The sequence below is a fragment of the Arthrobacter sp. EpRS71 genome (genome assembly GCF_001512285.1).
Lineage (GTDB): Bacteria > Actinomycetota > Actinomycetes > Actinomycetales > Micrococcaceae > Arthrobacter.
This window is the reverse complement of sequence record NZ_LNUV01000006.1, coordinates 1,564,252-1,582,323: the sequence shown is the minus strand read 5'-3', so window position 1 is coordinate 1,582,323 and position 18,072 is coordinate 1,564,252. Positions and strand designations below refer to the sequence as shown.

General features: G+C 63.0%; 13 protein-coding genes. 10 read left to right on the top strand and 3 right to left on the bottom strand.

Going from position 1 to position 18,072, the window contains the following annotated elements:
- Positions 1-6 precede the first annotated feature (6 nt).
- Positions 7-708 carry an ABC transporter ATP-binding protein gene (locus tag AR689_RS17600; protein WP_062072192.1) on the bottom strand — a complete coding sequence of 234 codons (702 nt, stop codon included), beginning with the start codon at positions 706-708 and terminating at the stop codon, positions 7-9.
- 24 nt (positions 709-732) lie between these two features.
- Positions 733-1,842, bottom strand: a complete 1,110-nt coding sequence (locus tag AR689_RS17595; protein ID WP_062072190.1) for an ABC transporter permease — start codon at positions 1,840-1,842, stop codon at positions 733-735.
- 195 nt (positions 1,843-2,037) lie between these two features.
- Here AR689_RS17595 and AR689_RS17590 point away from each other — a divergent pair, with 195 nt between their 5' ends.
- From AR689_RS17590 to AR689_RS17560, 7 genes are all read left to right on the top strand, one after another.
- Positions 2,038-3,318: a sensor histidine kinase gene (locus tag AR689_RS17590; protein ID WP_062072189.1), complete on the top strand. Its 1,281-nt coding sequence runs from the start codon at positions 2,038-2,040 to the stop codon at positions 3,316-3,318.
- Positions 3,315-3,971 (top strand): response regulator, encoded by a 657-nt coding sequence (locus AR689_RS17585; RefSeq protein WP_062072187.1) that lies wholly within the window; start codon positions 3,315-3,317, stop codon positions 3,969-3,971. The genes AR689_RS17590 and AR689_RS17585 overlap by 4 nt, the downstream gene beginning before the upstream one ends.
- A 181-nt stretch (positions 3,972-4,152) precedes the next feature.
- Complete coding sequence (locus AR689_RS17580) at positions 4,153-7,992, top strand: NPCBM/NEW2 domain-containing protein (protein WP_062072185.1); 3,840 nt, start codon at positions 4,153-4,155, stop codon at positions 7,990-7,992.
- Between the two features lie 112 nt (positions 7,993-8,104).
- Positions 8,105-10,096 (top strand): penicillin-binding transpeptidase domain-containing protein, encoded by a 1,992-nt coding sequence (locus AR689_RS17575; RefSeq protein ID WP_062072183.1) that lies wholly within the window; start codon positions 8,105-8,107, stop codon positions 10,094-10,096.
- Positions 10,097-10,140: 44 nt separating this feature from the next.
- On the top strand, positions 10,141-11,823 hold the full coding sequence (locus AR689_RS17570; RefSeq protein WP_062072182.1) for an ABC-F family ATP-binding cassette domain-containing protein: 1,683 nt from the start codon (positions 10,141-10,143) through the stop codon (positions 11,821-11,823).
- A 133-nt stretch (positions 11,824-11,956) separates the two neighbouring features.
- Complete coding sequence (locus tag AR689_RS17565) at positions 11,957-12,724, top strand: DeoR/GlpR family DNA-binding transcription regulator (RefSeq protein ID WP_062072180.1); 768 nt, start codon at positions 11,957-11,959, stop codon at positions 12,722-12,724.
- Positions 12,721-13,908 (top strand): MFS transporter, encoded by a 1,188-nt coding sequence (locus tag AR689_RS17560; protein WP_062072178.1) that lies wholly within the window; start codon positions 12,721-12,723, stop codon positions 13,906-13,908. The genes AR689_RS17565 and AR689_RS17560 overlap by 4 nt, the downstream gene beginning before the upstream one ends.
- Here AR689_RS17560 and AR689_RS17555 read toward each other — a convergent pair.
- On the bottom strand, positions 13,853-14,557 hold the full coding sequence (locus AR689_RS17555) for a phosphatase PAP2 family protein (RefSeq protein WP_062072176.1): 705 nt from the start codon (positions 14,555-14,557) through the stop codon (positions 13,853-13,855). The two genes, AR689_RS17560 and AR689_RS17555, sit on opposite strands and share 56 nt — an antisense overlap.
- Positions 14,558-14,612: 55 nt before the next feature.
- Between AR689_RS17555 and AR689_RS17550 the strand changes: the two genes are divergently transcribed.
- The 3 genes from AR689_RS17550 (at position 14,613) to AR689_RS17540 (ending at position 18,062) form a co-directional block, all read left to right on the top strand.
- Positions 14,613-16,115, top strand: a complete 1,503-nt coding sequence (locus AR689_RS17550; protein WP_062072174.1) for a bifunctional phosphatase PAP2/diacylglycerol kinase family protein — start codon at positions 14,613-14,615, stop codon at positions 16,113-16,115.
- Positions 16,116-16,263: 148 nt separating this feature from the next.
- On the top strand, positions 16,264-17,208 hold the full coding sequence (locus AR689_RS17545) for an ABC transporter ATP-binding protein (protein ID WP_062072172.1): 945 nt from the start codon (positions 16,264-16,266) through the stop codon (positions 17,206-17,208).
- Between the two features lie 2 nt (positions 17,209-17,210).
- Positions 17,211-18,062, top strand: coding sequence for an ABC transporter permease (locus tag AR689_RS17540; protein ID WP_062072170.1), 852 nt, complete (start codon positions 17,211-17,213; stop codon positions 18,060-18,062).
- Positions 18,063-18,072 lie beyond the last annotated feature (10 nt).

The following is an 18,072-nucleotide window of genomic DNA, read 5'->3' as shown; positions in this document are numbered from 1 at the left end:
TGTCCCCTAGTTGGCTTGCGCGGACGGGACCAAGGCGGGGCTGATGCGTCCGTCCCTCATCGTGGCGACGGCGTCGGTGAGGGGCAGGAACCCGGTGTCATGGGTGACCATGACGGTTGCGGTCCGGAACTCGTCAGTGACCTGCCGCAGCAGGCGGACGATGGACTCGCTGCGTTTCTGGTCGAGGGCGGCTGTAGGTTCATCAACCAGGAGAAGGGTGGGGTTTCCCATGAGGGCCCTCGCAATGTTCACCCTCTGACGTTGGCCGCCGGACAGCTGATGAGGTCTCTTATCTGCTGCACCGGAAAGCCCGACGACGTCCAGCAGCTCAACGGCCTTCTCCCGCCCTCTGCGTCCTTGCTTGCCCCGTAGATGCTCGCGGATCAGCAACTGCTCGACGGCGGTCAGTGCGGGCAGCAGATTGGGTTGCTGGAAGATGATGCCCACTTTGTCCCGGCGAAGGGTTGTGCGTTCGGCCTCCGAAATGGTGGAGATGTCCTGCCCGTCGATGATGACCAGCCCGGCCGTGGGCTTCAGGAGAGTTGCTGCGACGTCCAGGAGTGAGGACTTGCCGGATCCGGAGGGCCCCACAAGTGAAAGGAATTCACCCGTGCTAACGCTGAGGTTGACGGCGTCCAGTGCCTTGAGGGTTGAGGCGCCGTCCGGGTATTCGAGGGAGACGTTGATCAGGTTCAATGCTGCAGTCACGATGCATGCCTTTCTAGGAATGTATTAGTTGCCACCGAGGGCCAACAGCGGGTCCACCTTGGTGACGCTTCTGACAGCAAGGACCGCGCCCCCTAAACCGAGAAGGATGATCCCCGCGATGGGGAACAGGGTGGTCATGGGAGTAATGAGAAATGGTGCGGCCTGGGCAGCGAATGTTCCGCCGGCCAAGCCAAGAAGTCCGCCTCCAACAGCTCCGACCAGCAGCACCAGGGCCGCTTGGGTGAGGGCATCCCGCAAAACGTAGCCGGACGAAGCTCCCAAGGCTTTGAGGACGGCGATGTCACGCGTGCGCTGAACTGTCCACACCGTCAGGAACGCAACGATCACCAAAGCAGAAATGCCGTAGAGGAATGCTTGCATCAGCATGAGTGAGCCGTTTTCACTCTTGTAGGAGGCCAGTGCTTGGAAAGACCCCACAGGATCGGTACTGACCGTGCCGGCCGCCGCATTGGCAGCGTCGATGTTCACGGAAGCTCCGGCGTCGAAAGTTACGGCGACAACAGTGGCTGTGCCTGGTGCCGCGTGCGCTATGGACCGCCACGTGTCCAGCGTTGTCCACACCACGCCCGTGTGGGAGTACCACTGGTCCTCCACAACAGCTGAAACCGTCAGGTCTGTCCCACCTGCTCGAACCCGGCTGCCAACATCCAACCCCAGTTCCTTCGCCAGCGATTCACCCACCACCACCGTCCCGTCCTTCACACCGGACGGTGCCGCCGGGGACTGTGCCACTGCGGACGGTGCCAGGCCGCCGCCAAAAACTGCAACGTTGGCGGTTCCAGCCGGAGTCCCGCCATCACTCAGTGACTGGAAACGGGTTTGGCTGATCCCCAGCGCCTCAGCGGACGCCACGCCCGGCTGATTCCGCCATGCCGCGAGCTGACCAGCGGAAACTTCGGACTCGGTGTACGAAGCCTTTGGCTCGGCCCCAGCGGGTGCGCCGAAGGCGATCTGCTGCACAGGCAGGGCCCCAAGGGCCGACGTCGACTGGTTGCCCAAGCCCGCCGTCAGCCCGGACAGCATAACCAGCAGCAAGGTGATCAGGGCGACCACGCTGCCCATGAGCGCAAAGCGGCCCTTGGCGAAACGGATGTCGCGGATGGCAAGAAACATCGGATTCCTTCGATTCAATGCGGGCTTGATCCCGGCGATATCAACTCTTCCGGCGATAGGCCTGAGGGGCATCGGGAGCCGGATGGATTGGCTGGCATCGTGGGGTTGAGCCAGCGATCATCCGAATGGTTGATTCAGGCTGCACAGGGCCGAATTCGGGGCGGTTTAGGTCACGCCGGGGATACGCTGTGAAGCATGCAGTCTCCCGCTGGCGCAGCCACAATCCTCCGCGTGCTGCGCGTGAGCCTGCATGTAGGTTTCGCGGTTCTGTTGCTGGTGGCCGTGGTCCGGTTGATGACGGGAATGGGAACCAGCGGTACGCCGTCGGCTGTGGCCGTGTCCGCCGGTCTGGGGCTATCGGCCGTGCTGGCGATGGTCTACCTCGGCGGGACTCTCCTGGAGAAACGCCACGCGACTGTTCCCACGCGGTTCAATCCGACGCCTTACGCGCGCTGGTGGTTGGGAGCGGTGATGCTGCTGTGGCTGTTGCTCCTCCTGGTCAGCAGCGACTTCGCATGGGTGGCCTTTCCCTTGTTCTTCCTGCAACTTCATCTGCTCCCCCGCGGCCTGGCCTTGCCCGCGATCGCCGTAAGCACCGCCCTTCTGGTGGGTACTTTGTGGTTCCATAGCCGAGGATCGTCCGACGGTGGCCAGCAGCTTGCGATGGTCATCGGACCGGCGTTCGGGGCAATCTTCGCGGTGGTCACCGGCCTGGCCTACCGTGCCCTGTTTCTCGAGGCCCAGAACCAGCGCGCTGTTGCTGACGAGCTTCGCAGGACACGCGCCGAACTCGCGCAAACCCAGCACGACGCCGGAACGCTGGCTGAGCGCGAACGGCTCGCCAGGGAAATCCACGACACGCTTGCGCAGGGTTTCTCCAGCATCATCCTGATGGGCAGGTCCGCGGAGAAAGCCTTGGACCACGGCGATACAACCGCAGCAAAAGAACGGTTACGGACGGTTCAGGACACGGCGTCAGCCAATCTTGCCGAGGCCCGGAGCTTTGTTCGCGGCCTTCGCTCGCCGGATCTTGAGGAGTCCGGGCTCGTGGACACACTCCGCCGGCTCTGCGCGAAGACGGAGACGGAAGCTGCCGCGAGGGGGTCTGCGCTGCGCTGCCGCTTCGAGCTGGCGGGTACGCCCGTGGAGCTGCCGAACACCTGCCAAACCACCCTGCTCCGGGCCGCACAGGCTTCCCTCGCGAACGTCTGGGCGCATGCCCGCGCGAGCACCGCCGTCGTGACCCTGTCCTTCCTTGGAGGGGAAGTGACCCTGGACGTTTTTGACGATGGCATTGGATTCGAGCCGTCGACGGCGGCCGGTACAGCGCGTGGCGACGGAACCGGCGTCGGGCTTCAGAGTTTGCGTGAGCGGCTGTCCGCACTGAACGGCAGCCTGGAGATCGAGTCGGCGCCTGGTGAGGGGACAGTGGTTGCGATCCGGGTACCGTTGCGGGCGGATGAGGGTGCTGCGTGAGTGAGATTCGAGTGTTGCTGGTGGATGACCATCCGGTGGTTCGAGCGGGACTGCGGGCAATGCTCGCCGATTTCCCGGGGGTGACCGTGGTTGCCGAGGCTGCTGATGGTGATGACGCGCTCCTCAAGCTCAGTAAGCTGCACACCCTGGGTGAGCCGGTGGACCTGGTGCTCATGGACCTGCAGATGGGCAGCGGCATGGACGGCGTAACGGCCACGGAGAAGATCAAAGCGGGCGAGGCCGGGACTCCCCCGCCGCCCGTCCTGATCCTGACCACTTACGACACCGACGCCGACATCCTTGCCGCAGTGGAGGCCGGCGCGAGTGGCTACATGTTGAAGGACGCACCGCCGGAGCAGATCCGGCAGGCCGTGTTGTCCGCGGCGGCCGGGCAAACCGCGTTGGCACCCGAGGTTGCAGCGCGGCTCATGGGCCGCATCCGCAATCCTTCGCCTGCTTTGAGCGCCCGGGAAGTCCAACTTTTGGAGCTTCTGGCCACGGGCATGAGCAACCGTGCCATGGCCAAGCAGCTCTTCATTTCCGAGGCCACGGTGAAGACCCACTTGGTGCACATCTACTCCAAGCTCGGCGTGGACAACCGGACCGCTGCCATCGCTGTGGCGACGCAGCGCAGGATCCTCCGAGCCCGCTAACTCCACCCAACTGAGTCGCAGTTGAGGTCGTTTTGAGCGCTGAAAACGACGTGAACTGCTACTTAGTTGGGTAAGGGATTCTGGTTAAACGGTTGACCTTTTGCCTTTTTGCAGTGACGATTAGTGCACGTTTCGCTATGAGTTAGATCACAAAAAGTCACTCGTCGAAAGTTGGCCTCACATGTCCGCACCCACATTGGGCTTATCCGGCGCTGTCCCCAACAGCCACGGACGAGCCAAAAAGCTAGTCAGGAAGGCCGCCTCCCTCGGCTTGGCCTCGCTGCTCCTCGCAGGAACCATTCCCGCCCTCAGCTACTCGGCTGCCAATGCGGCTCCGGGCGATCCCGCCGCCATCAAAGCAGTCACCCCCGAAGTCCCCGTCGATGCCGCCGGAGTACCTCTCGGAGCGGTGACAGGGTTTACCCAGTCCGGCAACGTCGTCAACCTTTCAGCGGAGAAGGGCGCCATCCGCGTCACGTTCCTGGACGACGGCAACTTCCGCCTGGAAGCTGACCCCAGCGGAAACTTCACTGATCCCGCCAATACGGACCAAGGCGACCCTGCCAGGACCGCCAACATCGTGGTGGGCAAGGATAAGTTCCCCGGCGCCACCCCAACCGTGAACGACGGCGACTGGCTGGTCCTGAAGACCGCCAAAATCAGCGTCGAGATCAACAAGGCCACCACCCAGCTGCGCGTTCTCAGGGCTGACGGCTCGGTGGTTCTGGAGGAATCAGCGCCCATCACCTTCGGTGCCAACTCAGCTACGCAGCACCTCGCCCAGCAGGATGAGGAGCAGTTCATCGGCGGCGGCATGCAGAACGGCCGCTCCGTGCACACCGGCGCCCTGATCAACATCGCCAAGAACTTCGACTGGGACGATGACGGCTACCCCAACGCCGTGCCCTACTACATGTCCTCCAAGGGCTACGGCGTCCTTCGCGACACGTTTGCCCGCGGCTCCTACAACTTCGGCGGCCAGCCCACCACCACACATGAGGAAAAGCGCTTCGACGCCTACTACTTCGTGGGTGACTACAAGCAGTCGCTCGGCGCCTACACCACGTTGACCGGCAAGCCCATGATGCCCCCGGTGTACGCCCTGGAGTACGGCGATGCTGACTGCTACAACCGCTCCAACCCGGGCTACTCCTCCTCGGGCTACGGCGATCCCGACGGCGCCAAGCAGCGCACCCCGGACGCTATCAAGACCGCACGGAAATTCGTGGAGAACGACATGCCTGCCGGCTGGATGCTGGTCAACGACGGCTACGGCTGCGAATACCAGCAACTTCCGGAAACCGTGAGCAACATCGAGGAAGAAACCGACCTCAAAGTTGGCCTGTGGACGCAGCGTTCCCTGACCAACCAGGAGTATGAAGTGGGCGAGGCCGGCGTACGGCTCCGTAAGCTCGACGTCGCGTGGGTGGGTCAGGGCTACCGCCAAGCACTCACCGGTTGCGAAGCAGCGCACGGCGGCATCGAACAGTATTCCAACGCCCGCGGCACCTCGCTCATGGTGGAAGGCTGGGCCGGCTCCCAGCGCTGCGGCATGCAGTGGACGGGTGACCATTCAGGAAACCTCGACGCCGTCCGCTGGCAGGTCTCGGCCCTCACCGGCGCCGGCAACTCGGGCCTGGCGTTCACCACGGGCGACGTTGACGGCATCTTCGGTGGTTCTGCAGAGTCCTACGTCCGCGATCTCCAGTGGAAGGCCTTCGCCCCGGCGCTGTACTCCATGTCCGGCTGGGCAGCCACTGACAAGCGTCCGTGGCTCTACGGTGACGAAGCCACGGCCATCAACCGTCAGTACCTCCAGCTCCGCCAGCAGCTCATGCCCTTTATCTATACGCTGGCCCAGGAGTCGTCCACCAGCGGTGTTTCGATGATGCGCTCCATGGCCCTCGAGTTCCCCGAACAGGAATGGTCCTACGGTGCCGAGGCGAACAACCAGTTCATGTTGGGCTCCGATTTCCTGGTGGCACCGGTCTTTACCCAGACCGATGTCCGCAACGGCATCTTCCTTCCGGAAGGACAGCAGTGGGTGGATTACTGGACCGGCAAGCTTTACCAGGGCGGCCAGATCCTGAACGGCTACAACGCACCTCTGGACAAGCTGCCGGTGTTCGTCCGTGCCGGAGCGGTAATCCCGCAAGGCATCGTGGCGCGCAACGCGTCCTTGGTTCCCGAAGATTCCATGATCACCTTGGACGTTTACGCCCAGGGCCAGGACACCTTCACGCTGTACGAAGATGACAAGGTCACCCGCGAATTCAAGGACGGAAAATCGTCCAGCCAGGTGTTCGCAGTGGACGCCCCGGGCAAGGGCAACAGCAGCGTCAAGGTCTCCATCGGCGAACGGAACGGCGAGTACACCGGTAAGGCTGCAGCCCGTCCCTACGAGCTGAAAGTCCACGCCGGCGCAGCACCCAAGGACGTCAAGATCGGCGGCACCAAGCTCGCCCAGCACTCCACCCAGGCCGCCTACGCCGCAGCAGCAACTGGCTGGTACTTCGATGAGGCCAACAACGGAACCATCTGGGTGAAGACAGGGTCCATCGCTTCCAACCAGTCCGCTACAGTCCAGCTCCAGCAGGCCGGTCCGCTGGGCGGCAAGAGCCAGGAGGACTCCGCAGCCGAGGTTCGTGTGACCACCGGCCAGCAGGTCTTCCAGGACCAGGAAACCACCGTCACCGCGGCTTTCGTGAACACCGGAACCAAGGCGAAGAGCAACGTGGTGCTGACCCCGGTGCTCCCTGAGGGCTGGACTGTCATCTCTTCCTCCGGCGCAACCGCGGCCAAGGTGGAAGGCGGCGCTACTGCAACAGCCACGTTCGTTATCAAGCCGGGGACCAGCGCGAAGGCGGGCCAACAGACCGTGCGGGTATCGGCGTCGTACGCTTCATCCGGGTCCAGCCAGTCCGTAACCGGCGGCAACCAGATCTATGTCGCCTACGGTTCCCTGGCCGCCGCATACAACACCGTCTCAATCACCACCGTGGCGGGCAAGGCACTTGGAAACTTCGACGGCGGAGGGGCCACCTTCGCTGCCGAACAGCTGGCGGCCGCTACGGTACCGGCAGGCGGTGTCCGGCCGGGCAGCACGGTGACGGTCGACGCCGGAAAGCCCACGCAGGTTGACTACACGTGGCCTGCCGTTGGCCCGGACGTTCCCAACTCCGTGGCACTCTCCGCTCAGACCATCGCCGTCCAGGGCAAGGGCACGCACCTGGCAGTGCTCGGATCGGCCGCGGTGGGCAACGGAACCAGCCCGGTATTGACGCTCACGTACGCGGACGGGACCACCGAGCAGCAATCCATCTTTTTCCCGAACTGGTTGCAGCCCTCGGTCCTGAACGGCGCCGTGCTTGCGGTCTCGGAACAAGGCCGCAATAACGCCAACGGACCGTCGCCGGAGTACACGCAATACAAGTACCAGGCCTTCTCCAACACGGTCCGGCTCAACCCCACCAAGGAGTTGGCGTCCGTCACCCTGCCCACTGACACCCGCGTGAAGTTCTTCGACTGGAAAGTGACATCGCAGCCCTTGCCCAACGTCCCGGTTGGAACGGTGTACGCCTCCGAAACGCCGTGGGTCCAGGCTTTGAACGGCTACGGCGTGATCGGAAAGAACGTGGCCAACAAGGACTCGGCGTCGTCTCCGGACAAGCCGCTGGCCATCAACTACACGGATCCCGTGACGGGTCAGCAACCTGTATTCAGTAAGGGCCTGGGCGTTCATGCTGCCTCAAAGATCACCTATTACCTGGGAGGAAAGTGCACCTCCTTCACCTCGCAGGTGGGCCTCGAGAGTGGCTTTGGCGGCAACATCATCTTCAAGGTCAATGCCGACGGCGTGAACAAGTACCAATCGCGCACGTACACACCGGGATTTGCCCCTGAGTCCGTGTCCGTTGACCTCACTGGTGCGGCATATGTGGAATTGGTGGTGGACCCCTCCGGATCCATCAACGGCGCACATGGCGTTTGGGGTGATGCCAAGTTCACATGCGCTCCGTAGCCTGATGCGAAGACCGCCGCCGCCCGCAACTCCATCCGGGGTGGCGGGCGGCGGCCGTCCGTCTGCTGGCCTGGACAAGAAACTGTCAGGGGAACCGGGCATAATGTCGCAAATGGGGAAATTGCAGAAACATCGTCTTGTCCTTGGTCTCGTGACGCTCGTGATGGCCGGCTCACTCACCGCCTGTGATGACGGCCGCGCCGGTGCGGAAGGAGCAGCCAAGCAGCTCGCCTCCTCACTGGCGGCGCTCGACGTCGGCCAGCTCGCCGTTGAGGGTAAGGACGCCGCCGCGGCCAATGACCAACTCAAAGCCGTCTTCGAGGGACTCGGCGCCAAGCCGGCAGTAGAGTCAGGCGACGTCAAGCTCGACGGCGACACCGCAACGTTCCCCCTTAACTACAGTTGGAACATCGGCTCGGCCAAGTGGGAGTACAGCTCCGAAGCCACGCTGAAGAAGGCCGGCGACAAGTGGGCTGTCCAATGGACCCCTGCACTCCTTGCTCCGGAACTCTCCGAGGGTGAAAACTTGTCCGTCAAGACCGTTCCCGCCCAACGCGGCCAAATCCTGGGTGCCGGAGATGCTCCCATTGTTGAGGACCGTCCCGTTTTCCGGGTGGGCATCGACAAGACCAAGGTTCCGGCAGAGCAAGCCGACGCTTCGGCGCGTGCCATGGCGGCTCTGCTCGGGCTGGACCCTGAAGAGTACGCCAAGCAGGTTGCTGCCTCGGGTCCGCAGGCTTTTGTGGAGGGCCTTGTGCTGCGCGCCTACACGGCGGACATCACTGAGGCTAAAATCGAGGCCATTCCCGGCGGATCGAGCATCCTGGACTCCATGGCTTTGGCTCCAACCCGTACTTTCGCGCGGGCATTGCTCGGCAGCGTAGGCCAAGCCAGTGCTGAACAGATTGAAAACTCCAATGGTGCGCTGCGTGCCGGAGATACCACGGGCACTGGCGGTCTGCAGCAGAAGTACGACTCATTGCTGCGCGGCAAAGACGGTGTGGAAGTTCTTGCCACCCCCGAGGTGAAGTCCGAAGGCGAGACCCCCGGCACCAAAGTGTTCTTCTCTTCCCTCCCGTCCCCTGGCACGACGCTCAAAACCACGCTGGACCTGAAGCTTCAGCAGCTGGCGGAAGAGACCTTGGCCGGTGTTGGGCCGGCGTCAGCCATTGTTGCCCTCAAACCGTCCACCGGGGCCGTCCTTGCTGCAGCCTCCGGACCGGGCAGCAACGGTTACAACACCGCCTTGCTTGGTCAGTACGCTCCGGGTTCCACGTTCAAGATTGTTGATTCCCTGGCAATGTTCCGCAACGGCGCCACCCCCGATTCCAAGGTTGAGTGCCCCTCAACGCTGACGGTGGACGGCCGCACGTTCAAGAACGCCGAAGGGTATCCGGAAAGCTCCCTTGGCTCGGTGGCCCTCCGCGACGCTTTTGCGCACTCCTGCAACACGGCCTTCATCAACGCCCGGGATGCCGTCAGCCAGGATCAGCTCGAATCCGCAGCGCAGGCGCTGGGCGTAGCGGTTGAAGCTCCCAAACTGGGCGCAGACGCGTTCTTGGGTTCTGTTCCCGGAGCTGCCGAAGGTACCGAGCACGCTGCTTCCATGATCGGGCAAGGCAAGGTGCTCTTTTCCCCGCTCTCGGCCGCGGTCATGGCAGCTTCCGTCGCCAACGGCGCACCGGTTTCTCCGCAGCTCGTGCTGAACGCGGATGCTGCGCAGAGCTCCGAGGCCACTCAGAACCCCAGCGCCGGTGCCACGCCCACCGAAAGTGGCAGCGCATCGCCGTCGTCCGCTTCTGCGCTCCCCGCCTCACCGGCATCCACCAAGCCCATCACCAAAGAAGAGGCTGCATCCTTGGCTGACATGATGCGGGCCGTAGTGACGTCAGGCCACGCAGGCTTCCTCGCCGAAGTCCCGGGCACACCGGTTGGGGCCAAGACCGGCACCGCGGAATTCGGCAATGACAATCCGCCCAAGACCCACGCCTGGATCGTCGCAACGCATGGGGATCTGGCTGTTGCCGTATTCGTGGAAGAAGGCGGCCTGGGTGCGACTACCAGTGGGCCCCTGTTGAAGAAGTTCCTTACCGCGGCCGGCTGACACCGCCGTCGAGTGCCAATCTGCCGCCATGGGAGGATTGAAACGTGGCCCATATTGACGTTTCCGGCATCGACTACTTCCTCTCCGACGGCACCCAGCTGCTCAACGGGGTGACCTTCAAGGTCCCCGATGGCACTAAGACGGCGCTGATCGGGCCCAACGGAACGGGCAAGACCACCCTGTTCAAGATCATCTCCGGTGACCTCACGCCGGACGAGGGTGTTGTTGGCCGCTCGGGAAACATGGGCATCATGCGTCAGTTCGTGGGCCAGGTCCGCGATGAGTCCACGGTCCGCGATCTTTTGGTGTCCACGGCCCAGGCAGGCCTCGCAGCAGCTGCCAAGGCGGTGGAAGAAACCGAGCTGGCCATGATGGAGCACGACGACGAACCAACCCAGATGAAGTACGCGCAAGCGATCGTGGACTGGGGAGACGCGGGCGGCTATGACCTCGAGACCGTCTGGGATGAGGTGTGCATGGCAGCCTTGGGGATTTCGTTCGATAAAGCGCAGTTCCGCCGCGCCTCCACCCTGTCCGGTGGCGAGCAGAAGCGCCTGGTGTTGGAAGCCCTGTTCGCCGGCCCGGACGAGCTCCTTCTCCTCGACGAGCCGGACAACTACCTGGACGTTCCTGGCAAGCGCTGGCTGGAAAGCAAGCTCAACGAGTCCAAAAAGACCGTGCTGTTCATCAGCCACGACCGCGAGCTGCTCAACAACGCCGCCAGCCGTATCGTCACACTCGAGCCCGGTATCAATGGCGCTTCAGCATGGATCCATGGTGGTGGCTTTGGCACATATGTCGAGGCGCGTGCCGATCGTAATGCCCGTTTTGAGGAACTCCGGAAACGCTGGGACGAGGAGCACATCAAGCTCAAGGAACTCGTCAATATGTACAAGAACAAGGCCGCGTTCCGCTCCGACATGGCCAACAGGTACCAGGCAGCGCAGACCCGCCTTGCCAAGTTCCTGGAGGCTGGCCCGCCTGAGGCACTGCCGATCGAGCAGAACGTCAAGATGCGGCTCAAGGGTGGTCGTACCGCCAAGCGGGCTGTCGTGGCCCAGAAGCTTGAACTGACAGGGCTTATGAAGCCTTTCTCTACGGAGATCTGGTTCGGCGACCGTGTTGGTGTGCTGGGATCGAACGGTTCAGGGAAGAGCCACTTCCTGCGCCTGCTCGCTACCGGTGGCACCGATCCGGAGCGCGAGCACCTGCCGGTGTCCGACGTCGTGATTGCGGAAGTACCGCACGAAGGGACCGTCAAACTGGGCGCCCGCATCCGGCCCGGCTTCTTCGCGCAGACCCACGTCCGTCCCGACCTCCTGGGCCGCACCCTGCTGGAGATCCTGCATCGCGGCGACGAGCACCGGTCCGGGCTCGCCCGTGAGGCCGCAGCCGGTGCCCTTGATTCGTATGGCCTGGCCGGTCAGTCTGAGCAGAAGTACGAGTCGTTGTCCGGTGGCCAACAGGCACGTTTCCAAATCCTGCTCCTGCAGCTGTCCGGCGCGACCCTCTTGTTGCTGGACGAGCCAACCGACAACCTGGACCTGCACTCGGGCGAGGCGCTGGAGCGTGCCATCGACTCTTTCGAAGGCACCGTCCTGGCGGTCACGCACGACCGCTGGTTCGCCAAGTCCTTCGACCGTTTCCTCATCTTCGGTTCTGACGGCAAGGTCTACGAGTCTGAAGAACCTGTGTGGGACGAGAAGCGCGTGGAGCGGGCCCGCTAAGCCCAAACGCTCTCTCACATAATGAACTGCTCTGCGAGAGCGTTTCGCTTTAAGCCATGGGATGTGAGAGAGGGATGGTGCGCAAATGATCACACTATGTGATTAATTGAGCACACCTTGCTAGGGTTGAAGCATGGGAACTGCTGACCGCCACCGGCTCATAGGCGAGCTGCTGCGCACACGCGAAGAAGCCACCGTTGAAGAACTCGTCCACGCCACAGGAGCCTCTGGCGCAACCGTCAGACGCGACCTGGAGATCCTCGCCGCCAACGGTGTACTGAAACGCGTCCACGGCGGCGCCCGCAGTTTGCTGGCACGCGGAGATAACCCAGGCTACGGGCAGCGCGAATTGGAGGACCACGAGGTGAAGGTCCGGATCGCGGGTGCTGTAGAACAGCTGATCAGGGACCGGGAATACGTGTGGCTGGACAGCGGATCCACGGCAACGGAGGTTGCACGCCGCTTGAGCAACCGTGAAATCACTGTGATGCCCATGTCACTGCACGGCGTTGACTCACTGACTCATGCCAAGGACGGCCGCGCCCCGGAGCTCATCCTCCCCGGAGGCCGCCTCATCCCCGGGGAACAGTCGTTCAGGGGACCCTTGACCGAAGCCAACATTCGCTCGCTAAGGTTCGACACCGCCGTCGTAACTCCCTGCGCGCTCAACCTCAAGGACGGCCTGCTGGCCCACGATCTTGATGATGCGGCGGTGAAACGCGCCGGTCTGGAATCCGCGGCGCGGGTGATAGTGGCTTCCGCTGGCAGCAAATGGAATGCCAGCGCGGTGGCCCTGGTGGCAGCCATGGACTCAGTTGATGTGATCGTCACAGACCTTGAACCATCGCCCGAAGATCTTGCCCGGCTCAACAAACTCTCCGTGGAAGTTGTGATTGCATGACCACCAGCACCAAAAGCAGCCAGAGCGTCAACGCCGCAGCGGTGGCGACGTTCCTGATCTTCGGCATGAACGGTTTGGTCTTCGCCAGCTGGGCTGCGCGCATCCCGGCCGTCACTGAAGCTCTCAACCTGACGTCCGGCCAGATGGGCACACTGTTGCTCTGCACCGCCGTCGGGTCGTTGCTGGCGCTGCCGTCGGCAGGCTGGGTTGTGGGCAGGATCGGCACAGCCAACACGGTCCGCGTTGCCGGCATTGTGGCGGGTGCCGCGGGAGCAGCCATTGCCTTCTCGCTCATGGCTGCCTCGGTTCCGGCCACGGCCATTGCCCTGTTCTTCTTCGGCATCGGCATCGGCCTATGGGATGTCGCACAGAACATCGAGGGCGCGGATGTTGAGCACCGGCTCAAGCGCACCATCATGCCGCAGTTCCATGCCGCCTTCAGTGGCGGCGCGTTCCTGGGCGCGCTGATCGGCGCTGGCCTCTCCCAACTGGGTGTGGGGTTGCCGGAGCACTTGTTGGTCATCGCAGCCATTGCTGTCGCCTTGGCGCTGACGGTTCCCAAGTACTTCCTGCCGCACCAGACAGAAGAAATTCACGACGGCGGCGTGGCGGCTGAGAAGGGTCCCACAGCTTGGCGGGATGGCAGGACGCTGCTCATCGGCGTCGTGGTCCTGGGTGCAACCCTTACTGAAGGCGCTGGCAACGACTGGATCGCCAAGGCCGCCGTTGATGGCTTGGGCGCCTCGGAATCCACGGGTGCCTTGCTGTTCGCCCTCTTTGTCCTGGCCATGACCATCATGAGGTTCCTGGGCGGAAAAGCGATTGATAAGTTCGGCCGAGTCACAGTGCTGAGGGCCAGTATGGCAGCGGCCGCAGCCGGCCTGGCATTGTTCGTCTTTGCCGGCAACGTAGTACTTGCCGGGATCGGCGCGGCGCTGTGGGGCGTGGGCGCGGCCCTGGCATTCCCCATGGGCATGTCAGCCGCGGCGGACGACCCCAAGCATGCCGCGGCCCGCGTCTCCGTGGTTTCCACCATCGGCTACATCGCGTTCCTTGCTGGACCGCCGCTCCTGGGCTACCTCGGAGACCACACGGGAATCCACTTGGCCTTGCTGGCCATCGGGGCGCCTATTTTGCTTGCCCTGCTGCTTGCCGGCGTTGCGAAGCCTTTGCCGCCCAAATAGTCCGGCCGTCAGCTATCTCATTCTCTTTGATGCATATATCGCGGAAGCGCCACCACATGAGAAGGACGATGCCAGCGGCAAGACACGCGCCGCCCAAAACGTCACTGAACCAGTGGGCAGAGAGGTAAGTGCGGCTGATCATCATCGCGACCACGCCGATGACGGCCATGAGTGCCATCCACCAGCGCCCGATCAGCACCGCGAGCACCAGCAGGAATGCCGTGGTGGCAGATACATGCCCCGAGGGGTATGAGCCAGTATCGGTGAGTACCTTCGCTCCCTCCGGCCTGTCCCTCCCCACCACGGCTTTTGCCAGTTGCGTTAGTGCGAGCACTGTAATGCCACTCGCGGCCGCGAAGAGGGCTGCCTTGGGTCGCTGCCATATAAGGAGCGAAATCGCGAGCACCACGTGGAAGAAGAGCATTCCGGCATACCCGGCCCAGTTGAGGACAACGTTCACGCCATCCCAGAACGGGGAGTGCAGGCTAAAGACGTAGGACTGCCAGCCGGTGTCCACCCGGTTAAAGGCCGGCTCGCCTTGCCCCGCCATGATCAGCACCCCCGGAACCGCGAAGGCACAGAGCAGGAGTACTCCAGGTATGACCAGCTGCCAGCCAGGACGTGGACGTGGGTGGAGTACGCGAATCATCCATTCATCGTAGCCACGGCAGATGAGTGTCACCGGCAGGCGTTAGTGTGAGGGGATGCGAGGCTTCTTGGGCAAAGGCCCCAAACGGGTTGCAAGATTCGACCATTTCCTGGTGCGGGCAGTGTCCCGGCAACCCCAGGGCGATCACGATGTCTTTTTCCGAAGACTCTCCGCTGCGGCCACCAAGGGGAAATTGTGGTTCGGCATCGCCGGAGTCATGGCGGCCTTCCCCGGTAATCCCCGGAGGGCGGCGCTTCACGGAGTGCTCGCCTTGGGCGTTGCCTCGGGCGTCACCAATGTCATCTTCAAGAGGGCACTCCCCCGGAACCGCCCGCGTCCGGAACACCTCCCGCTGTTCCGCTTCGTGAATCCACAGCCCACCAGTTCCTCCATGCCATCCGGCCACTCCGCCTCGGCCGTTGCTTTCGCCGTGGGCGCCGGAATCGTATCCCCCGCGATTGGAATTGCCTTGGCCCCGATTGCCGTGGGAGTTGCCTATTCCCGCGTGCACACCGGAGCTCACTGGCCCTCTGACGTGGTGCTGGGTTCGGCTCTCGGTGCTGGCGCAGCCCTGGTGACACGCAAGTGGTGGCCAGCGCGGCCTCCCGAGCCCACTCCGCACCGTACGCCAGCGGAAGCGCCTGCGATCCGCGACGGCGAGGGGTTGAGTATCGCCGTCAACGTCATGGGTGGTTCCTACACTCCGGAAACCGGGGAGTTACTAACGAAGATATTCCCAAAGGCGTATATTCGGGAAATCGCCGAGGGCGAGGACATTGCCGCAGAGATTGAAGCCGCGGCAAGCAAGGCCGGCACCGTTGCCCTGGGGGTGTGGGGTGGGGACGGAACGGTTGGCACCGCGGCGGCTGCCGCCGTCGAACATTCACTGCCGCTTCTGGTCCTTCCAGGCGGAACCCTTAACCACTTTGCGAGAGACCTCGGCACCAGCTCGATCGACGACGCATTGGATGCCGTGACCCAAGGCCACGCAGCATCCGTTGATCTGGGGCACGTGGTGGTGCAGCGAGGTCTGCCGGACATGCCGGAGACAACTGAGCTGGCCATGCTGAACACCGCCAGTGTTGGCGTGTATCCCAACTTGGTCCGCAGGCGGGAGCGACTGCAACCGGCACTCGGCAAACCACTGGCCGGGCTGGTTGCCTCCCTGCGCACCTTCGGCGTGAACTCGCCCACCACACTCACAGTGGACGGCGTGAAACACAAACTCTGGATCCTCTACCTGGGACGCGGCCGCTACTACCCCGGTGACCACGCACCGCTTCGCAGGCCTGTGCTGGACGACGGCGTGCTGGACGTCCGCATGATCACAGCGGATGAGCCGTTCGCCCGTGCGCGCTTGCTGTGGGCTGTGGTCACCGGCACTGTGGCGGCCTCCAAGGTCACACACCTGACGGAGGCCACGGAGATCACGGTGGAAGCGATCGGGCAGCCCTTGGTTCTGGCGGTCGACGGGGAGCCGAAGCCAGGCGTCCGTAGCGCCACCTTCAGCATCAAAGCGCGCGAACTCATCGTGTACTCGCCGTTGCCGGTGGACTAAGGGGCCACGCCATCATCCGCGAGGACTACCCTGACTGAACCCTGAATCATCCCTGAGACAGGCGATTTACGTTCCCTCCGTGAGTAGCGTTGTAGGTACATTCAAAACTCACTTGCACGCACATGTGCTCCGAGGAGGGAACGCTTCCATGATCGAAGCAAAAGGCCTGACCAAGGTCTACGGCGAGAAGACCGCCGTAGGTGGCGTCAGTTTCACTGTCCAAGCCGGACGGGTGACGGGCTTCCTGGGCCCGAACGGTGCCGGTAAGTCCACCACGATGCGCATGATCATGGGGCTGGACGCTCCCACGTCAGGTTCTGTGACGGTCAACGGTCAACCGTTTGCCCAGCACAGGGCCCCCCTGCGCGAAATCGGAGCGCTCCTGGACGCCAAGGCAGTCCACACGAGCCGCACCGCTTACAACCACCTCCTTGCCATGGCTGCCACCCACAGCATCCCCAAGAGCCGTGTCCGGGAAGTCATCGAGATGACCGGCCTGGGAGACGTCGCGAAGAAGAAGGTCAAGGGCTTCTCACTCGGAATGGGCCAACGGCTCGGCATTGCCGCCGCGCTCCTGGGGGATCCGCAAACCATCATCTTGGATGAGCCGGTGAACGGCCTTGATCCCGAAGGGGTGGTGTGGGTTCGCAACCTCGTTAAGTACCTGGCTTCTGAAGGCCGCACGGTGTTCCTGTCCAGCCACCTCATGAGCGAGATGGCGCTGACGGCAGATCACCTGATCGTGATCGGCCGCGGCCGAATCATCGCAGACGCGCCCATAGCGGAAATCATCACCGGCAAGGGTCAGGCACGCACCCGCGTCCGGACCGATCAGCCGGAACGCCTCATGCAACTCCTTGCCGGAACCGGCGTTTCCGTGGAGGCCCACGAGCGCGAACTGCTGGAGGTTTCGGGGATCGATCCGCGCGGCATCGCCCGGACTGCCTTGGAGAACCAAGTCATGGTCTATGAGCTGACCCCGCTCCAAGCAAGCTTGGAAGAGGCTTACATGGAACTGACCAAGGACGAGGTCGAATACCACTCGCACATCACCACCGGGGCCTCGGTTCCCGCTCAGGCCGGAGGGAAATAGACATGAGCACCACCACTGTGGACCGTAAGTCCACCCGTAACTCCGTCGGTCCCGGACCGGCATTCCACCGCGTACTTAACTCTGAATTCATCAAGTTCCGCACGCTGATGTCCACCGTGATCCTCCTGGCCTGCACCGCTCTTGTGATGGTGGGCTTTGCGGCCCTCGGGGCGTGGGGCACAGGGTCATTCGCCGAGCAGGTTGCCTCCGATCCTGAAGCCGCGGCCGCCGTGGCAGCCCAGGGTGGTGACCTTGCGGTCTCCATTCCAACCTCAGGCATTGTCTTTGCCCAGCTCATCCTCGGCTCCTTGGGCGTCCTCCTGATGAGCTCGGAGTTCACTACGGGCATGGCACGTTCCACTTTTGCTGCTGTTCCCAAGCGAGTGATCCCGTTCCTGGCCAAGCTCATTGTGGTTATGGTCAGCGCATTCGTCCTCACTGCTTTGTCTACTTACATCGCAGGTTTGGTTGCATTGCCCATCCTTGGCAACTATGACCTCAAACTGGATCTAGGCAGCTCCCAATCAGTCAAGCTGCTACTGGTCAACAGCATCTATGTAGCAGCCGTGGCCGCCATCGGTATGGCCCTGGGAACCATTGTTCGCAATTCAGCGGGTGGAATCATGAGCCTCGTTGGGCTGTTCTTCGTGGCACCGATTGCTTTCCAGCTCATTCCGGGCGACTTCTTCAAGGAAGCCAGCAAGTACCTTCCCGGTAACACCATCAGCCCGCTGACCGCCGTCGAGCACGTCCCGGAGACTTTGGAAGCGTGGCAGGCAGGCCTGGTCCTGGGAGCCTGGGTGGTTGTCCCTGTTGCCCTCGCCATGATTCTGCTCAAGAAGCGGGACGTCTAGGACGGGTTGC

Coding starts and splice junctions, on each gene's coding strand:
- AR689_RS17595 (WP_062072190.1), bottom strand. CDS start 1,842: ATGTTTCTTGCCATCCGCGACATCCGTTTCGCCAAGGGCCGCTTTGCG.
- AR689_RS17575 (WP_062072183.1), top strand. CDS start 8,105: ATGGGGAAATTGCAGAAACATCGTCTTGTCCTTGGTCTCGTGACGCTC.
- AR689_RS17560 (WP_062072178.1), top strand. CDS start 12,721: ATGACCACCAGCACCAAAAGCAGCCAGAGCGTCAACGCCGCAGCGGTG.
- AR689_RS17540 (WP_062072170.1), top strand. CDS start 17,211: ATGAGCACCACCACTGTGGACCGTAAGTCCACCCGTAACTCCGTCGGT.
- AR689_RS17580 (WP_062072185.1), top strand. CDS start 4,153: ATGTCCGCACCCACATTGGGCTTATCCGGCGCTGTCCCCAACAGCCAC.
- AR689_RS17545 (WP_062072172.1), top strand. CDS start 16,264: ATGATCGAAGCAAAAGGCCTGACCAAGGTCTACGGCGAGAAGACCGCC.
- AR689_RS17590 (WP_062072189.1), top strand. CDS start 2,038: ATGCAGTCTCCCGCTGGCGCAGCCACAATCCTCCGCGTGCTGCGCGTG.
- AR689_RS17555 (WP_062072176.1), bottom strand. CDS start 14,557: ATGATTCGCGTACTCCACCCACGTCCACGTCCTGGCTGGCAGCTGGTC.
- AR689_RS17565 (WP_062072180.1), top strand. CDS start 11,957: ATGGGAACTGCTGACCGCCACCGGCTCATAGGCGAGCTGCTGCGCACA.
- AR689_RS17550 (WP_062072174.1), top strand. CDS start 14,613: ATGCGAGGCTTCTTGGGCAAAGGCCCCAAACGGGTTGCAAGATTCGAC.